The following is a 15,039-nucleotide window of genomic DNA, read 5'->3' as shown; positions in this document are numbered from 1 at the left end:
TCATTTGCGCGCGCTCAGCGGGTTTCAACGCCACCCCGCCGACGCGCAGCAGATCGCAAACAGATGCTCAGATTTTTTCGTCGAAGCTGAACACCGGCGTGCCCTTCTTCAGCACCTCGCCGCGGAAGAAGGCCGGATGCTTGCGGTACATGTACAGCATGAGCAGCAGGCCGACCAAGGCCACCGTCACGCCCAGGATGAACACCAGACCCAGGCCGCCGATATGCGAGCCGCTGCCGAAAGCCGGATCCATGCTGTCCAGCGTGGTGCGGATCAGGGCGACGAACAGCAGGACGCCGCCCAGCCCCGGGCACAGGCCGCGCAACAGGAAATGGCGCGCCGAAGTCAGCGCCTGCTTGCGGAAATACCAGACGCAGGCAAAGGCCGTCAGGCCGTAATAGAAACACACCATCATGCCCAGCGCGGTAATGGTGTCGGACAGCACGTTTTCGCTCAAGACCCGCATCACCGCGTAAAACGCCGAAGCCACCAGCGCGGACACCACGGTGGCGTAAGCCGGCGCCTTGAAGCGGGACTCCACCACCGCGTATCTGGCCGGCAAGGCCTGGTAATGGCCCATCGCCAGCATGGTGCGCGCCGGCGACATAAAGGTGGACTGCAGGGAGGCCGCGGAACTGGACATCACCGCCAGCGACAGCAGAATGGCCGCCGGCCCCATCACCGGCCCGGCCAGCGCGGTGAACACATTGGCGGCGATGGCCGGGTTGGCGAGGCCGGTGGCGTCCGTGCCCACGCCGGCGAAGGACACCACCGCCGCGCTAATCAACACATAAGAGCCCACCAGCAGCACCATCACCAGCGTGGCGGCCTTGCCGGACAGATTGGCGCGCTTGTCGCCGGTGGTCTCCTCGCTGATGGTCACCACCGTGTCCCAGCCCCAATAGGCGAAGATGGACACCGCCACCCCGGCGGCGAATTGGGAAAAGCTTTCCACGGCGAAGGGATTGAACCAGCTCCACTCCACCGGAATGGAATACGGATGGCCGCCGTCGGCGGCGGCGCTGAACGCCGCCCATGCGAACCAGGCCAGCACCAGCACCTGGAACGACACCAACACATACTGCACCCGTTTGGTGGATTGCAGGCCGCGACAGGAAATCCAGGTGGCCACCGCCATGAAGCCAAGGCAGGAGACGATGTTCACCACCGTGTTGTCAGGCAGGGCCGCGATGTCCGGCCGCCCCAGCGCCTGGCCCAAGGCCAGATACATGAAATCCATCGCCACCGCGGCGGTGTTGGACAGCACCAGCACCGTGGACACCACCAGCCCCCAGCCGGCGATCCAGCCTATCCACGGCCCGAAGGCGCGCGTGGCCCAGGTGAAGGACGTCCCGGCGTCCGGCATCTCGCGGTTCAGCTCGCGGTAGCCTATCGCCACCAACAGCATGGGAATGAAGCTGACGAAAAACACCGCCGGCATCTGCTTGCCCACCTGGGAGGCCGCCGGCCCCAGCGAGGCGGTCAGCGTGTACGCCGGCGCGCATACGGAAATGCCGATCACCACCAGCCCGAGAATGCCGATGGAGCCGGCGGGCAAACCCTTGGCGCTCAAGCCTCCCCCGTCCGGGGCCGGCAGCGCGTTGTCAACATTACGCATGGTGCATCTCCTTTGTCCGGGGCCGCGTCGCAACGTCGGCCCTCGCCTTGTTATGTGCCCGCGTCGGCGCTCAAGCGCCGTCGCGAATGCGCGCGTCCCGCCGTGTCCGCCGGCCGGTCCCGCTTATGGCAGGACCGCGCGCGTCAGGCGTGGTTGCATGGAGTATGCAGATAATTAACACAAAAACATCAAATGGCAAAAATAATAGACGCCACCAGCGCGGGGCGATATGCTGGCTCGGCAAGATCCGGCCCCGCGCCGGCGCCTTGCGCCAGAGCCGGGCCTACCGGCCGCCGCATAAGAACCTGCTTACGATCTGCCGCGCGTTGGCGATACGGCGCAGGAAAGAACCATGCAAAGAGAGAGAAGGAAGAGAACATGAATACCTGGAAGCACTGTCTGCTCGCGCTCGGCCTCGCCGGCGCCGCCCACGCCCAAGCCAATACCGTCAACGTCTACAACTGGTCCGACTACATCGCTCCCACCACCGTGCCGGCCTTCAGCAAGCAAACCGGCGTCAAGGTCAATTACAGCGTCTACGACAGCATGGAAACCCTGAACGCCAAGCTGATGACCGGCCGCTCCGGCTTCGATCTGGTGGTGCCGTCCAATAATGTGCTGGGCCTGGGCATCAAGGCCGGGCTGTTTCAGCCGCTGGACAAGAGCAAGATCCCCAACTACAAGAACATAGACCCGGCGCTGCTGAAAATGATGGAAGTGTCCGATCCGGGCAATAAATACGCGGTGCCGTATTTCTGGGGCGTGATCACCCTGGGCATCAATGAGGAAAAGGTCAAAAAAGCGCTGGGCGGCAAGCTGCCGGCCAATGAATGGGATCTGCTGTTCAAACCTGAGTACGTGTCCAAGCTCAAATCCTGCGGCGTCAGCATTCTGGACTCCCCGTCCGAATTCTTCCCGATGGCGCTGCACTACTTCGGCAAGGACCCGGGCAGCACCAAGGAAGCCGACTACCGCGCCATCATGCCGCAGCTCAACGCCATGCGCGCCAGCGTCACCCGCATCTCCTCCTCCGGCTACATCAACGACATGGCCAGCGGCGAAGTCTGCCTGGCCATGGGCTATGGCGGCGACCTCAACATCGCCAAGCGCCGCGCCGCGGACGCCAAGAACGGCGTCAAGGTGGTTCCGCTGATGCCCAAACAGGGCGTGGCCATCTGGGTGGACAGCATGGCCATCCCCAAGGACGCCAAGAACGTGGCCAACGCGCTGTCCTTCATCAACTACAGCCTGGAACCCAAGATCGCCGCGGACAACGCCAATACCGTGACCTTCGCCCCGGGCAGCCTGCCGGCGCGGCAGTTCGTCAACAAACAGTACCTGAACGACCGCTCCATCTTCCCCAATTCCGAAGACCTGAAAAACAGCTTCATTCAAAAGAGCGTGGGTCAGGAAACCCTGCGCATCTACGGCCGTTTCTGGCAGAACTTCAAGCTGGGCCGCAGCTGAAGCCGCGCGGCTCCGCCAAAGCACAACAGCCGCTCAAAGCGGCTGTTGTGCTTTAAAACGCGGTCAGATGTCGGCGCTCAAGCCAGCAACTGGCGCAACACATAGGGCAGGATGCCGCCGTGCCGGTAGTAATCCACCTCCACCGGCGTGTCGATGCGCAGCAGCAAGGGCAGTTCGCGTTCGCCACCGGCGGCGTCGCGGATCAGCAAATGCACCCGCTGCTGCGGCGCGATGCCGTCCTCCAGCCCGCGCAGCTCGAAGGTTTCGTCGCCCTTGAGGCCGGCGGCGCTGTCCCCGTCCAGGAACTGCAGCGGCAACACCCCCATGCCCACCAGATTGGAGCGGTGAATGCGTTCGAAGCTCTTGGCCACCACCGCGCGCACGCCCAGCAGGCGCGTGCCCTTGGCCGCCCAGTCCCGGCTGGAGCCGGTGCCGTACTCCTCGCCGGCGAAGATCAGCGTGGGCGTGCCGGCGCGCACATAACTCATCGCCGCGTCGTAGATGGCCATTTGCTCGCCGTCCGGCTGCAGCAGGGTCAGGCCGCCCTCCACCGGCTTGCCGTCGGCGTCCGGCGCCAGCATCAGGTTGCGGATGCGCACATTGGCGAAAGTGCCGCGCATCATCACCTCGTGATGGCCGCGCCGCGAGCCGTAGCTGTTGAAATCGCCGGGCGAGATGCCCTGCCCCTGCAGATACAGGCCGGCCGGCGAGCTCGGCTTGATCGAACCGGCCGGGCTGATGTGGTCGGTGGTCACCGAATCCCCGAAGATCGCCAAGGCGCGCGCGCCGCGGATCGGCGGCTGCGGCGCGGGCTGCATCGCGAAATCCTGGAAGAACGGCGGTTCGGCGATATAGCTGGACGCCTCCCAGCCGTAGACCTCGCCCGCGCTGGCGGCGATATCGTTCCACAGCGGGTTGCCGCTGGCGAAATCCTGGTACAAGCGGCGATACGTGGTCGCGTCCGTCGCTTGCAGCAAGGCGGCGCCCACCTCCTGCTGGCTGGGCCAGACATCGCGCAGATACACCGGCTTGCCGTCCACGCCGACGCCCAAGGGCTCATGCTCCAGATCGATGTCCACCCGGCCGGCGATGGCGAAGGCCACCACCAGCGGCGGACTCATCAGGAAGTTGGCCTTGATCGCCGGATGAATGCGCGCCTCGAAATTGCGGTTGCCGGACAGCACCGACGCGCAGATCAAATCCTGCCCGCTGACCTCGCTCTCCAGCTGCGGCTCCAGCGGGCCGGCGTTGCCGATGCAGGTGGTGCAGCCGTAGGCGGCTACGCGGAAACCCAGCTGCTCCAGCGGCGCCAGCAAATGCGCCTTGCCCAAGTAGTCGGTCACCACCCGCGAGCCGGGGGCCAGCGAGGTCTTGATGTGACCGGCCACGCTCAGGCCGCTGGCCACCGCCTTCTGCGCCAGCAGGCCGGCGGCCAGCATCACCCCGGGGTTGGAGGTGTTGGTGCAAGAGGTAATCGCCGCGATCAGCACCGAACCGTGACGCAGCTTGCCGCTGAAGCCGCCGGCGCCCTCCTTGCCGTAACCGCCGGTTTTGGCCGGCTGGTGCAAGAGCTCGTTGAAACGCGTCTTCAAGTCCGGCAGGGCGATGCGGTCCTGCGGCCGGCGCGGGCCGGCCACGCTGGGCGCGACCGTGGCCAGATCCAGCTCCAGCACGCTGCTGTAATCGATTTCGCCCTCCTGCGGCATGCCGAACATTTGCTGCGCCTGGAAATAGCGGCGGAACGCGTCCACTTCCGCCTCGCTGCGGCCGGTGGCGGTCAGATAGGCGGCGGTCTGCTCGTCCGGCGGGAAGAAGCCCATGGTGGCGCCGTACTCCGGCGCCATGTTCGCCAGCGTGGCGCGATCCTGCAGAGTCAGCGAGGCCGCGCCGGCGCCGTAGAACTCCACGAACTTGCCCACCACCTGCGCCTTGCGCAGCATCTCGGTCACGGTCAGCACCAGATCGGTGGCGGTCACGCCCTCGCGCAGCCGGCCCTTCAAATGCACGCCCACCACGTCCGGCGTCAGGAAATACACCGGCTGGCCCAACATGCCGGCCTCCGCCTCGATGCCGCCCACGCCCCAGCCCACCACGCCCAGGCCGTTGATCATGGTGGTGTGCGAATCCGTGCCCACCAGGCTGTCCGGGTAATAGACCCCGCCCTTGCTCAACACTCCGCGCGCCAGATACTCCAGGTTCACCTGGTGCACAATGCCGATGCCCGGCGGCACCACCTTGAAGGTGTCGAAGGCCTGCATCCCCCATTTGATGAAACGGTAGCGTTCCGCGTTGCGGCGGAATTCCAGTTTCATGTTAAGGTCCAAGGCGTTGTTCTCGCGGAAGTGGTCGATCTGCACCGAGTGGTCCACCACCAGGTCCACCGGCACCAGCGGTTCGATGCGCTTGGGCGGCTTGCCGAAGCGCTCGGCCACCGAACGCATCGCCGCCAGATCGCACAGCAGCGGCACGCCGGTGAAATCCTGCAGCACGATGCGCGCCACCACGAAGGGGATCTCCTCGCTGCGCGGCGCCTGCGGCCGCCAGCCGGCCAACTGCCGCACATGCTCCTCGGCTACGCGCTGGCCGTCCAGGTGGCGCAGCAAAGACTCCAGCACGATGCGCAGCGACACCGGCAGCCGGCCGACATCGCCGACGCCCAGCTCCGCCAGCGCCGGCAGCGAATGGAATTGACAGGACTGGCCCGAGGCCAGGGTAAAGGAACGCAAAGTGGATTCGGAACGAAGCGACATGAAGGACTCCTGTTGAAAGCCAAGATGCAAGCTAAGAACCTGTTTACGACCCGCCGCGCCGCGGCGGGATGTTAGACAAAGGCCTTGAAACCCGCTTCGAAACGCTCATGCGCCACCTGCGCATTTGCTTTCTCAGCGGTTTTCGCCTGGTCTCGCGAGATCGTAAACACGCACTCAAGGGCGAAAACCATGGGAGCGCCTCGACAAGCGGTCTGTCCGAGGCGCTCCGCCTCATGTTCAGACCGGGAAAAGGGTCAATGGTTCAGCCCTTAACTTGCATTTAGCATACAATCGAAACCTCATTCCCGTGCGAAAGGCATGCCATGACACACAGAATAGAACACGATTCCTTCGGCGACATCGAAGTCCCCGCCAACGCGCTGTGGGGCGCGCAGACCCAGCGCTCGCTCGGCCACTTCGCCATCTCCAGCGAAACCATGCCGCCGGAACTGATCCTGGCGCTGGCCCAGGTCAAACGCGCCGCCGCGCTGGCCAACCGCGAACTGGGCAAACTGCCGGCGAACAAGGCCGACGCCGTCGTCGCCGCCGCCGACGAAGTCCTGGCCGGCAAACATCCGGACGCCTTCCCGCTGTCGGTCTGGCAAACCGGCTCCGGCACTCAGAGCAATATGAATATGAACGAGGTGCTGGCCAACCGCGCGTCCGAACTGCTGGGCGGCGAGCGCGGCCCGGGCCGGCTCGTCCACCCCAACGACGACGTCAACCGCGGCCAGTCCTCCAACGATATCTACCCCACCGCCATGCACGTGGCCGCCGCGCGCGCGGTGCACGACAGGCTGCTGCCGGCGCTGGGCCGGCTGCGCGCCGCGCTGACGGACAAGGCGGCCGCCTTCGCCGACATCGTCAAGATAGGCCGCACCCATTTGCAGGACGCCACTCCGCTGACCCTGGGCCAGGAGCTGTCCGGCTGGGTGGACCAGCTGGAGCAAGCCGAACACGCCGTCCGCGCCGCGCTGCCCGGCCTCTACCAGCTGGCCGTGGGCGGCACCGCCGTCGGCACCGGCCTCAACACCCATCCGGAGTTCGGCCCGCGCGTGGCCGCGGAGCTCAATCGCGCCTGCGGCCTGCCCTTCGCCAGCGCCGGCAACAAGTTCGCCGCGCTGGCCGGCCACGACGCGCTGGTGCACTCCCACGGCGCGCTCAAGCAACTGGCCACGGCGCTGATCAAGATCGCCAACGACATCCGCTGGCTGGCCTCCGGCCCGCGCAGCGGCCTGGGCGAATTGCTGATCCCGGAAAACGAGCCGGGCAGCTCCATCATGCCGGGCAAGGTCAACCCCACTCAGTGCGAGGCGATGACCATGTTGTGCTGCCAGGTGCTGGGCAACGACGTGGCGCTGTCCATCGGCGCAGCCTCCGGCAATTTCGAATTGAACGTGTTCAAGCCGCTGATCGTCCACAACTTCCTGCAAAGCGCGCGCCTGCTGTCAGACGGCATGGACAGCCTCAACCATCATTGCGTGCGCGGCATGCTGGCCAACCGCCCGCGCATCGAGCAATTGCTGGAGCAATCGCTGATGCTGGTCACCGCGCTCAACCCGCACATCGGCTACGACAAGGCCGCCGCCATCGCCAAGCTGGCCCACGCCAACGGCGGCACCCTCAAGCAGGCGGCGCTGGAGCTGGGTTATGTGACGGCGGAGCAGTTTGATCAGTGGGTGGATCCGAAGGCGATGATCTAAGCTCTTTTTCAGTGCGCTGAACCTGGCTTGGCGCACAGAAAACCGCGCATCCTGGCTGCCCCAGGCTTCTGCGACAGTCCTCCGCGCGGATATCGCTACGCTCCACCCACCCTACCCATGGCAAACCACCGCGCGTAGGGTGGGTGGAGCCATAAGCGATACCCGCCAGCATTCGCGGCTTTGCTCATACGGCGTTCAGTCGAACAAACCCAAGGTTCGCGGCAGCGGCTGAGGCGCCGGCTTGGGCGCGCCCTGGCGCGGCGCCAGCGGCGCGTCCTCGGCGCGCATCTCCTCCGCCGGATACAGCCGCAGCAAGCGGTGCGCGTCCTCCGGCCTCCGCGCCGTCAGCCAGGCCTGGTAATCCTCCGGCCGCACAATCACCAGCGAACGCTTCTCATCCTCCGGCTTGTGGGTGCGGCGCATCAGCGCGTGCGCCTCGGCGTTGACCGTCAATTGGGTGAAAGCGTGGCTGATCGAACCGTCCGGTTCCGACCAGGCCCGCCACAGCCCGGCCACCGCGAACGGCGCGTCGTCGGCCAGGCCGATGCGCCAGCGCACCGCGCGGCCGCTTTCATACGAGGGTTCGAAAAAGGCCCGCATCGGCACCAGGCAACGCTGGCCGGCCCGCCACGGGTAGCGGAAGTTTTTCAGTTCGGCCACGGTTTCCGAACGCGCGTTGGTGGTGGACAGCCGCATGCCGTCCGGCTGATGACGCTTGGGCACCAGGCCATAATTGCCCAGCCGCGGCTCCAGGCCCCGGCGGCCGGCCACGATGAAGGGCGCGGCGTAATCCTGCCAGGCCTCTTCTTGCCAAAGCAGCTCGCCGGCCTCCACGCCGAACAACGGCAGTTGATCCGGATGGGGACATAGATAATTGACGCACATCGGTCCAGTCTACCGGATATCGCGCCGGCCGGCCCGCCTCAGCGGTTTGACAAGGCCGGCCCAAGCGGCCACCATAAGGCCACTATGCGCCGTTTCGCCCCCTTCTCCAGCCAAGATTGGATTGACGCCTTTTTTTGAGGCGGGTTGGCGCGCGGCCAGACGAAGCCCGGCAACCCGCCCCAACCGGCGGGTTTTTTCATATATGCCCCTCTCCCAAGGAGACTGTCATGCCAAGCAATGAACAATTCAAAGATACGGCCACTGAGGCGACACTGCACTTGGTTTGCGGCAAAATCGCGGCGGGCAAGTCCACGCTGACCCGCCGCCTGTCCGATCAGCCCCGCACCGTGCTGATCAGCGAAGACGACTGGCTGGCCAAGCTCTATCCCGGCGAGATCCGCACGCTGACCGACTATGTGCGCCGCTCGCAGTCGCTGAAAGACGCGCTGGCGCCCCATGTTTCCGCCCTGCTGCGGCAGGGCCTGTCCGTGGTGCTGGACATGCCGGCCAACACCCTGGACAGCCGTCGCTGGATGCGCGAGCTGATCGAGTCCAGCGGCGCCGCCCACCAGCTGCACCATCTGGACGTCAGCGACGAGGCCTGCAAGGCGCGCTTGCGCCAGCGCAACGCCAAGGGCTCCCACCCGTTCAGCGTCAGCGAAGCGGAGTTCGACCACATCACCCGCTACTTCGTGCCGCCCAGCCCGCAGGAAGGCTTCAACGTCGTGGCCCATCTCAGCGCCGAGGCTTGAAACGCGCCTGCCGCCCCTGCGAAAAACGCCGGCTTGCCGGCGTTTTTTCATGGCCGCGCAAGCGGCGGCGATCGCTCCTCCGCCCCAGGCATGGCCTGTCGGATATATAAATCAATAACCATATGACAGCTTACCAGCCGGATATATTTAGGCTTGAATAGCAAACATGAACACCACCGAAATCCGCCGCCACAAGCTGGGCCTGTTGATCGAACGCGATTTTGACGGAACCGTTTCCCGACTCGCGGAGCTGATCGATCGCCGCCCTCCGCAAATCTACCGCCTGTTCTCGGACGCCCCCAGCGGCCGCGGCATGGGAGAACACCTGGCCCGCCACATCGAAAACCGGCTGAACCTGCCCCGCTACTGGCTGGATCAGGAAGGCGACATCGACGCCCTGCCGCCGCTGCACGCGCGGGTGGCGGAGTTCGAGGCCGCGCTGTCGGAACGCGCCTTGCTGCAGTTGTTGATCGACGATCTGCATCGCGGCGTGCGCGGGCAGACTCTCAGCCGCAAAGCGCTGATCAGCCTGCGCGGCATGGTGGAAGCGCTGACTCAGGAGCCCCCTCAGCCACAGCCGGCGGACGCTTGGGCGGGCGGCGCGGCGGAATGAGCCGGCGCGCGGCCATGGGCCGATACGCAACACTCCGCTGTAGATAACCTAGTGGTTATTGTTGCTTAATATCTTTATTGATAGGCTATGCTGATCGCCTTGTGAGGAATGGAGATTGGCATGACCTTCCCGCCGCTTCGCCCCCGGCTTACCGACTACGGCAGCTGCATCGCCGTGGAGAGCCTGCGCCTGCTCAAACCCCTGCCCGTGGTCAAGGCCGCGCTGCACACCCCCAAGGGCGTGCTGCCGCGCCGGGTCTGCGCGGTCAGCATCCAGCGCCGGAGATTGTGGGCGGACCGCCACACCGGCGCGCTTTACTGCGCGGAAACCGGCTACAGCCTGCGCCACACCAATCTGCGCCTCCAGGTGTGCCCGCAAGCGCTCAGCGTTTGAACGCCGCCATGCCCTTATCCACTCAAGCGGAACGCGCCGTCGCCGCCAGCGCCATGGACACGCTGCAATCGCTGGCCTCGCTGATGCGCGCGATCGAACGCCTGAACGAAACGGCTGACTCTCAAACGCGCGAGCACATCGCCCAACTCTGCCGGCTGGCGGCGGAGATGGCGCAGGACGCCCACAATGAGCTGGATCTGATCCGGGAGCGGGCGGCCCAGGCCGGCCGCGACGCCGCGACGCGCGCTTAGAACCTGTTTACGATCTGCTGCGCTTCGTGAAACTGGGCGCGGCGAGTAGCACTTCGAAATACTCATTTCTCAGCGGTTTTCGCCTTGTCTCGCTCTTGCTCGCGAGATCGTAAACACGTTCTTAGAAGCGGCTTACGAAGCCGCTTAAACCCAGCCGCCCAGCATCAACACTCCGCACGCGGCGATGCCGCCGCCGGCGACGCGCCCCAGCCGCTCGCCCAAGGCAAGGCGCGTTTCCGTCCGTCCCAGCAGCAAGCCGGCCGCGTGCAGCAGGCCGGAGGCCAGCACGAAACCGGCGGCGTAAGCCAGGCCGGAGGCGTCGTGCGGCATTTCCTGGCCGTGGGCGACGCCGTGCAGCAAGGCGAAGCCGGTGATCGCCGCCAAGGCCAGGCCGCGCCGCGGCTGCAAGGCGAAGGTCAGCAGCAGGCCCAGCGCGATCACGCTGGCGGCGATGCCGCTTTCCAGCGCCGCCACGCTCACGCCCAGCCAGCCCAACACGCCGCCCGCGGCCAACATGGCCATGAAGGTCAAGGGCCCTTGCCAGCGAGCCGCGCCGCCCAGCCGCCACGACCACAAACCCACCGCCAGCATGGCCAGCAAATGGTCCAACCCGCCAAGCGGATGCGCGAGGCCGCTGGAAAAGCCGGCGACGGCGTGGCCGGGGTGGGCCTGGGCCAGTCCGCTGGCCAGCAATAGCGCCAGCGCGCCCGGCGTGAATTTACGCAGAAAGGTCATTTTCAGCTCCCGAGACCTCAAGTTGCAGCATGCCCTGGGTTTCGATGAAGGCGATGATGTCGTTCAGCCCCTGGCCAAGCTTGAGATTGGAGAACACGAAGGGCCGTTCGCCGCGCATGCGGCCGGCGTCGCGCGCCATCACCTCCAGCGAGGCCCCCACCAGCGGCGCCAGATCAATCTTGTTGATCACCAGCAGGTCCGACTTGCAGATGCCCGGCCCGCCCTTGCGCGGAATCTTGTCGCCGGCGGACACGTCGATCACGTACAGCGTCAGATCGGACAGCTCCGGGCTGAAGGTGGCGGCCAGATTGTCGCCGCCGCTTTCAATGAAGATCAGGTCCAGGCCGGGATGGCGCGCGTTCAGCCGCGCCACCGCCTCCAGATTGATGGACGCGTCTTCGCGGATGGCGGTGTGCGGGCAGCCTCCGGTCTCGACGCCGATGATGCGATCCGCCGCCAGCGCCTGGTGCTGGACCAGGAATTGCGCGTCTTCCTGGGTGTAGATGTCGTTGGTGACGGCGGCGACATTGTATTTGTCGCGCAGCGCCGCGCACAGCGCCCAGGTCAGGTGGGTCTTGCCCGAGCCCACCGGCCCGCCTATGCCCACCCGCAACGGCCCGCGCCCCTGGGCGAGTCCTGTCGTGTTCATTGCTTTCTCCTTGAGATAGCGGCCGCCGGCTCAAGACCGGAACAGCCTGCTGTACTGGGTTTCATGCTTCATCGCCGCCCAGGCGAGGCCGGGGGCGAAATTGCTCAGTTGGTCCGCCGGCAGCCGCCGCGCCTCGGCGCCGGCGGCCGCCGCCGCCGGCAACAAGGCCGACAATAATTGCTGGCCGGCCGTCTGCCCCATCGGCATCGCCTTGAGCAGAACCGTGACCTGGTTCTCCAGCCAGCCCCATAGATACGCGTCCACCGCGCCGGCCTCGTCCACGCCCAAGGCGCGCGCCGCCTGCGCCCAAACCGCCGGCAGCGCCAGCTCCGGCTGCTCCAGCCCGGCCGGCCACGGCAAACCGGCGCATTCCGGCAACGCTTGCAGCAGGCGGCGCAGCGAATACCCCATCTGCACGGTTTCCTGCCTCAGTTCGCGGCTGTCGCGGCTGGCCAGCAATTGCTGATTGATCCGCGTCAGCGCCGGCTGCTCGTCGGCGGCCAGCGCGCGCCAGGCCTGGGCCAGCAGCGCGGCTTCGAAACGAGACAGCGGTCCTTGCAGCGCATCGCCCAGCCAGGCGGCGGCGCTGGCGGCATCATGCACTAGGCCCAGCTCCAGCGCGCTCTCCAGCCCTTGCGAATAGCTATACGCGCCGATAGGCAGGCCGGGGCTGGCCAGCCGCATCAGTTGCAGCCGCGCCAGCGCGCTCATGCCGCGCCGTACTGATGCAGCCGCGGCGGATACTGGAAGGCCGCCTCCTTGCCGTGGGAGTGATGGTGGCCGCCGCCGTAAGCGCCGGACTCCGGCTGGAACGGCGCGTCGATTTTTCGCACCTGCGCGCCCATCTGCTCCAGCATCCGCGCCAGCACCTCGTCGTCCAGCAGCCGCAGCCAGCCCTCGCCCACTTGCAGATGCACATGGCGGTTGCCCAGGTGGTAGGCGGCGCGGGTCAGCGCGACGGCGTCGGCGCAACAGACATGCAGCAAGGCCTCCGCCGCGGCCGCCACCCGCACCCGGCGGCCATCCTCGGCCTGCAACACCTCACCGTCGGCCAGCGGCGGCCCCGGTTCCAGAAACAGGCCGCAGTCTTCGCCGGCGGCGCTGCGGGTGCGCAGCCGGCGCTTGCCGCGCAGTTCGTAACTCATCAGCAACTCATCGTCCCAGGCGCTCGCATCGTCGGCGCGGCGTGTCAACAACAACATGGCATCCTCTCAAAACAAGAAATAACGCTGCGCCAGCGGCAGACGCTCGGCCGGTTCGCACCACAGCAATTCGCCGTCGGCGCGCACCTGGTAGTTTTGCGGGTCCACCTCGATATGCGGCAGATAATCGTTGTGGATCAGATCGGCCTTGCTCAGCTGACGGCAGCCCCGCACCGCCACCAGCCGCTTGCGCAGGCCCAGTTCCGCGCCGACGCCGGCCTGCAGCGCCGCCTGCGACACAAAGGTGACGCTGCCGCGCGCCACCGCCGCGCCGCAGCTGCCGAACATCGGCCGGTAATGCACCGGCTGCGGCGTCGGAATGCTGGCGTTGGGATCGCCCATCGCGGCGGCGGCGATGACGCCGCCCTTGAGGATCAGGCTGGGTTTGACCGCGAAGAAGGCCGGCCGCCACAGCACCAGATCGGCCAGCTTGCCGGCTTCGACGCTGCCCACCTCGTGGGCGATGCCGTGGGTCAGGGCCGGGTTGATGGTGTACTTGGCCAGGTAGCGCTTGACCCGGAAATTGCTGTGGCCGGGGCCGTCGCCCGGCAAGGGGCCGCGCTGGCGCCGCATCTTGTCCGCCGTCTGCCAGCAGCGCAGTATGGTTTCCCCCACCCGCCCCATCGCCTGGCTGTCCGAGGACATCATCGCGAAGGCGCCCAGATCGTGCAGGATGTCCTCGGCGGCGATGGTTTCGCGCCGGATGCGGCTTTCGGCGAAGGCCACGTCCTCGGCGATGCCCGGGTCCAGGTGATGGCAGACCATCAACATGTCCAGGTGCTCGTCTATGGTGTTGACCGTGAACGGCCGGGTGGGATTGGTGGAGCTGGGCAGCACATTGGCGTGGCCGCAGGCCTTGATGATGTCCGGCGCGTGGCCGCCGCCGGCGCCCTCGGTGTGATAGGTGTGGATGGCGCGGCCCTTGAACGCGGCCAGCGTGGCCTCGACGAAGCCGGATTCGTTCAGGGTGTCGGTGTGGATGGCCACTTGCACGTCCATCTCGTCCGCCACCGTCAGACAGTTGTCTATCGCCGCCGGGGTGCTGCCCCAGTCTTCGTGCAGCTTGAGGCCGATGGCGCCGGCGCGCACTTGCTCGCGCAGCGGCTCCGGCAGGCTGGCGTTGCCCTTGCCGGTGAAGCCCAGATTCATCGGAAAGGCTTCCGCCGCTTCCAGCATCCGCGCCAGATGCCACGGCCCCGGCGTGCAGGTGGTGGCCTTGCTGCCGGTGGCCGGCCCGGTGCCGCCGCCTATCATGGTGGTGACGCCGGACATCAGGGCGTCTTCGATCTGCTGCGGGCAGATGAAATGGATATGGCTGTCGATGCCGCCGGCAGTGACGATCATGCCTTCGGCGGCGATGATTTCGGTGGCGGCGCCGATGGCGATGTCGACGCCGGGCTGGATGTCCGGATTGCCGGCCTTGCCGATGGCGGCGATGCGGCCGTCCTTGAGGCCGATGTCGGCCTTGACGATGCCCCAGTGATCCAGGATCAGCGCATTGGTCAGCACCGTGTCGGCCACCTCCGCCGCCAGGCCCTGGCCCTGGCCCATGCCGTCGCGTATCACCTTGCCGCCACCGAACTTCACCTCCTCGCCGTACACGGTGTAGTCGCGCTCCACTTCCACCCACAATTCGGTATCGGCCAAGCGCACCCGGTCGCCGACGGTGGGGCCGAACATCTCGGCGTACGCCTGTCTGCTGATTTTCATAAGGCCCCCATCACCTTGCCCTGAAAGCCGTACACCCGGCGCCGGCCGGCCAGCTCCACCAGCTCCACGCTGCGGACCTGCCCGGGCTCGAAGCGCACCGCGGTGCCCGCGGCGATGTTCAGCCGGCAACCGCGGGCGGCCTCGCGGTCAAACTGCAAGGCGTCGTTGGTTTCGGCGAAGTGATAATGCGAGCCCACCTGGATCGGCCTGTCGCCGGTATTGGCCACCGTCAGCGTCAGGGTGCGGCGGCCGGCGTTGAGCTCGATCTCGCCCTCGGCGGCCTGGATCTGTCCGGGAATCATCGCGGCCTC

Annotated in this window: 15 protein-coding genes; 6 read left to right on the top strand and 9 right to left on the bottom strand. The window is 66.4% G+C overall.

Annotated elements, in window-relative coordinates; all coding sequences use genetic code 11:
* Positions 1–67: 67 nt before the first annotated feature.
* Entirely contained in the window at positions 68–1,618 is a 1,551-nt protein-coding gene (locus tag ACODSD_RS08045; RefSeq protein WP_253314659.1) for an APC family permease, read from the bottom strand.
* Between the two features lie 378 nt (positions 1,619–1,996).
* Here ACODSD_RS08045 and ACODSD_RS08040 point away from each other — a divergent pair, with 378 nt between their 5' ends.
* Positions 1,997–3,085: a polyamine ABC transporter substrate-binding protein gene (locus ACODSD_RS08040; protein ID WP_107799299.1), complete on the top strand. Its 1,089-nt coding sequence runs from the start codon at positions 1,997–1,999 to the stop codon at positions 3,083–3,085.
* Positions 3,086–3,162: 77 nt separating this feature from the next.
* On the opposite strand, the gene acnA is transcribed toward ACODSD_RS08040, so the two are convergent.
* Positions 3,163–5,835 (bottom strand): aconitate hydratase AcnA, encoded by a 2,673-nt coding sequence (gene acnA / locus ACODSD_RS08035; protein ID WP_235088844.1) that lies wholly within the window; start codon positions 5,833–5,835, stop codon positions 3,163–3,165.
* A 323-nt stretch (positions 5,836–6,158) separates the two neighbouring features.
* On the opposite strand from acnA, the gene fumC reads away from it, so the two are divergent.
* Positions 6,159–7,538, top strand: a complete 1,380-nt coding sequence (fumC, locus tag ACODSD_RS08030) for a class II fumarate hydratase (RefSeq protein WP_488877137.1) — start codon at positions 6,159–6,161, stop codon at positions 7,536–7,538.
* 195 nt (positions 7,539–7,733) lie between these two features.
* On the opposite strand, the gene ACODSD_RS08025 is transcribed toward fumC, so the two are convergent.
* Positions 7,734–8,423: an SOS response-associated peptidase gene (locus ACODSD_RS08025; protein WP_488877136.1), complete on the bottom strand. Its 690-nt coding sequence runs from the start codon at positions 8,421–8,423 to the stop codon at positions 7,734–7,736.
* A gap of 227 nt (positions 8,424–8,650) precedes the next feature.
* Between ACODSD_RS08025 and ACODSD_RS08020 the strand changes: the two genes are divergently transcribed.
* The 4 genes from ACODSD_RS08020 to ACODSD_RS08005 all read left to right on the top strand — a co-directional run bounded on the left by ACODSD_RS08020 (position 8,651) and on the right by ACODSD_RS08005 (position 10,432).
* Positions 8,651–9,175, top strand: a complete 525-nt coding sequence (locus ACODSD_RS08020) for a P-loop nucleotide/nucleoside kinase family protein (protein ID WP_107799303.1) — start codon at positions 8,651–8,653, stop codon at positions 9,173–9,175.
* 166 nt (positions 9,176–9,341) lie between these two features.
* Positions 9,342–9,788 (top strand): hypothetical protein, encoded by a 447-nt coding sequence (locus ACODSD_RS08015; protein ID WP_107799304.1) that lies wholly within the window; start codon positions 9,342–9,344, stop codon positions 9,786–9,788.
* A gap of 120 nt (positions 9,789–9,908) precedes the next feature.
* Positions 9,909–10,181, top strand: a complete 273-nt coding sequence (locus ACODSD_RS08010) for a hypothetical protein (RefSeq protein WP_107799305.1) — start codon at positions 9,909–9,911, stop codon at positions 10,179–10,181.
* A gap of 8 nt (positions 10,182–10,189) precedes the next feature.
* Complete coding sequence (locus ACODSD_RS08005; protein WP_488877135.1) at positions 10,190–10,432, top strand: hypothetical protein; 243 nt, start codon at positions 10,190–10,192, stop codon at positions 10,430–10,432.
* Positions 10,433–10,576: 144 nt separating this feature from the next.
* On the opposite strand, the gene ACODSD_RS08000 is transcribed toward ACODSD_RS08005, so the two are convergent.
* From ACODSD_RS08000 to ACODSD_RS07975, 6 genes are read right to left on the bottom strand one after another with little or no spacing between them, the layout of a single operon-like run.
* The gene (locus ACODSD_RS08000; RefSeq protein WP_488877134.1) at positions 10,577–11,167 is read right to left on the bottom strand and encodes a HupE/UreJ family protein; all 591 of its coding nucleotides are present in this window, start codon (positions 11,165–11,167) and stop codon (positions 10,577–10,579) included.
* Positions 11,151–11,816, bottom strand: a complete 666-nt coding sequence (gene ureG, locus ACODSD_RS07995) for an urease accessory protein UreG (RefSeq protein WP_235088850.1) — start codon at positions 11,814–11,816, stop codon at positions 11,151–11,153. Before ureG ends, ACODSD_RS08000 begins: the two co-directional genes overlap by 17 nt.
* A gap of 30 nt (positions 11,817–11,846) precedes the next feature.
* Positions 11,847–12,527 carry an urease accessory protein UreF gene (locus ACODSD_RS07990; protein WP_107799309.1) on the bottom strand — a complete coding sequence of 227 codons (681 nt, stop codon included), beginning with the start codon at positions 12,525–12,527 and terminating at the stop codon, positions 11,847–11,849.
* Complete coding sequence (ureE, locus tag ACODSD_RS07985; RefSeq protein WP_486637097.1) at positions 12,524–13,018, bottom strand: urease accessory protein UreE; 495 nt, start codon at positions 13,016–13,018, stop codon at positions 12,524–12,526. Before ureE ends, ACODSD_RS07990 begins: the two co-directional genes overlap by 4 nt.
* A gap of 9 nt (positions 13,019–13,027) precedes the next feature.
* A complete protein-coding gene (gene ureC, locus ACODSD_RS07980; protein WP_107799311.1) occupies positions 13,028–14,728 on the bottom strand; it encodes an urease subunit alpha in 1,701 nt (566 codons plus the stop codon).
* Entirely contained in the window at positions 14,725–15,030 is a 306-nt protein-coding gene (locus ACODSD_RS07975) for an urease subunit beta (protein ID WP_488877133.1), read from the bottom strand. Before ACODSD_RS07975 ends, ureC begins: the two co-directional genes overlap by 4 nt.
* Between the last annotated feature and the right edge of the window lie 9 nt (positions 15,031–15,039).

It is taken from the genome of Chromobacterium sp. FG22, from assembly GCF_057809415.1.
Note: the sequence above shows the minus strand (reverse complement) of the source record. Positions and strands in the feature narration are given on the sequence as shown.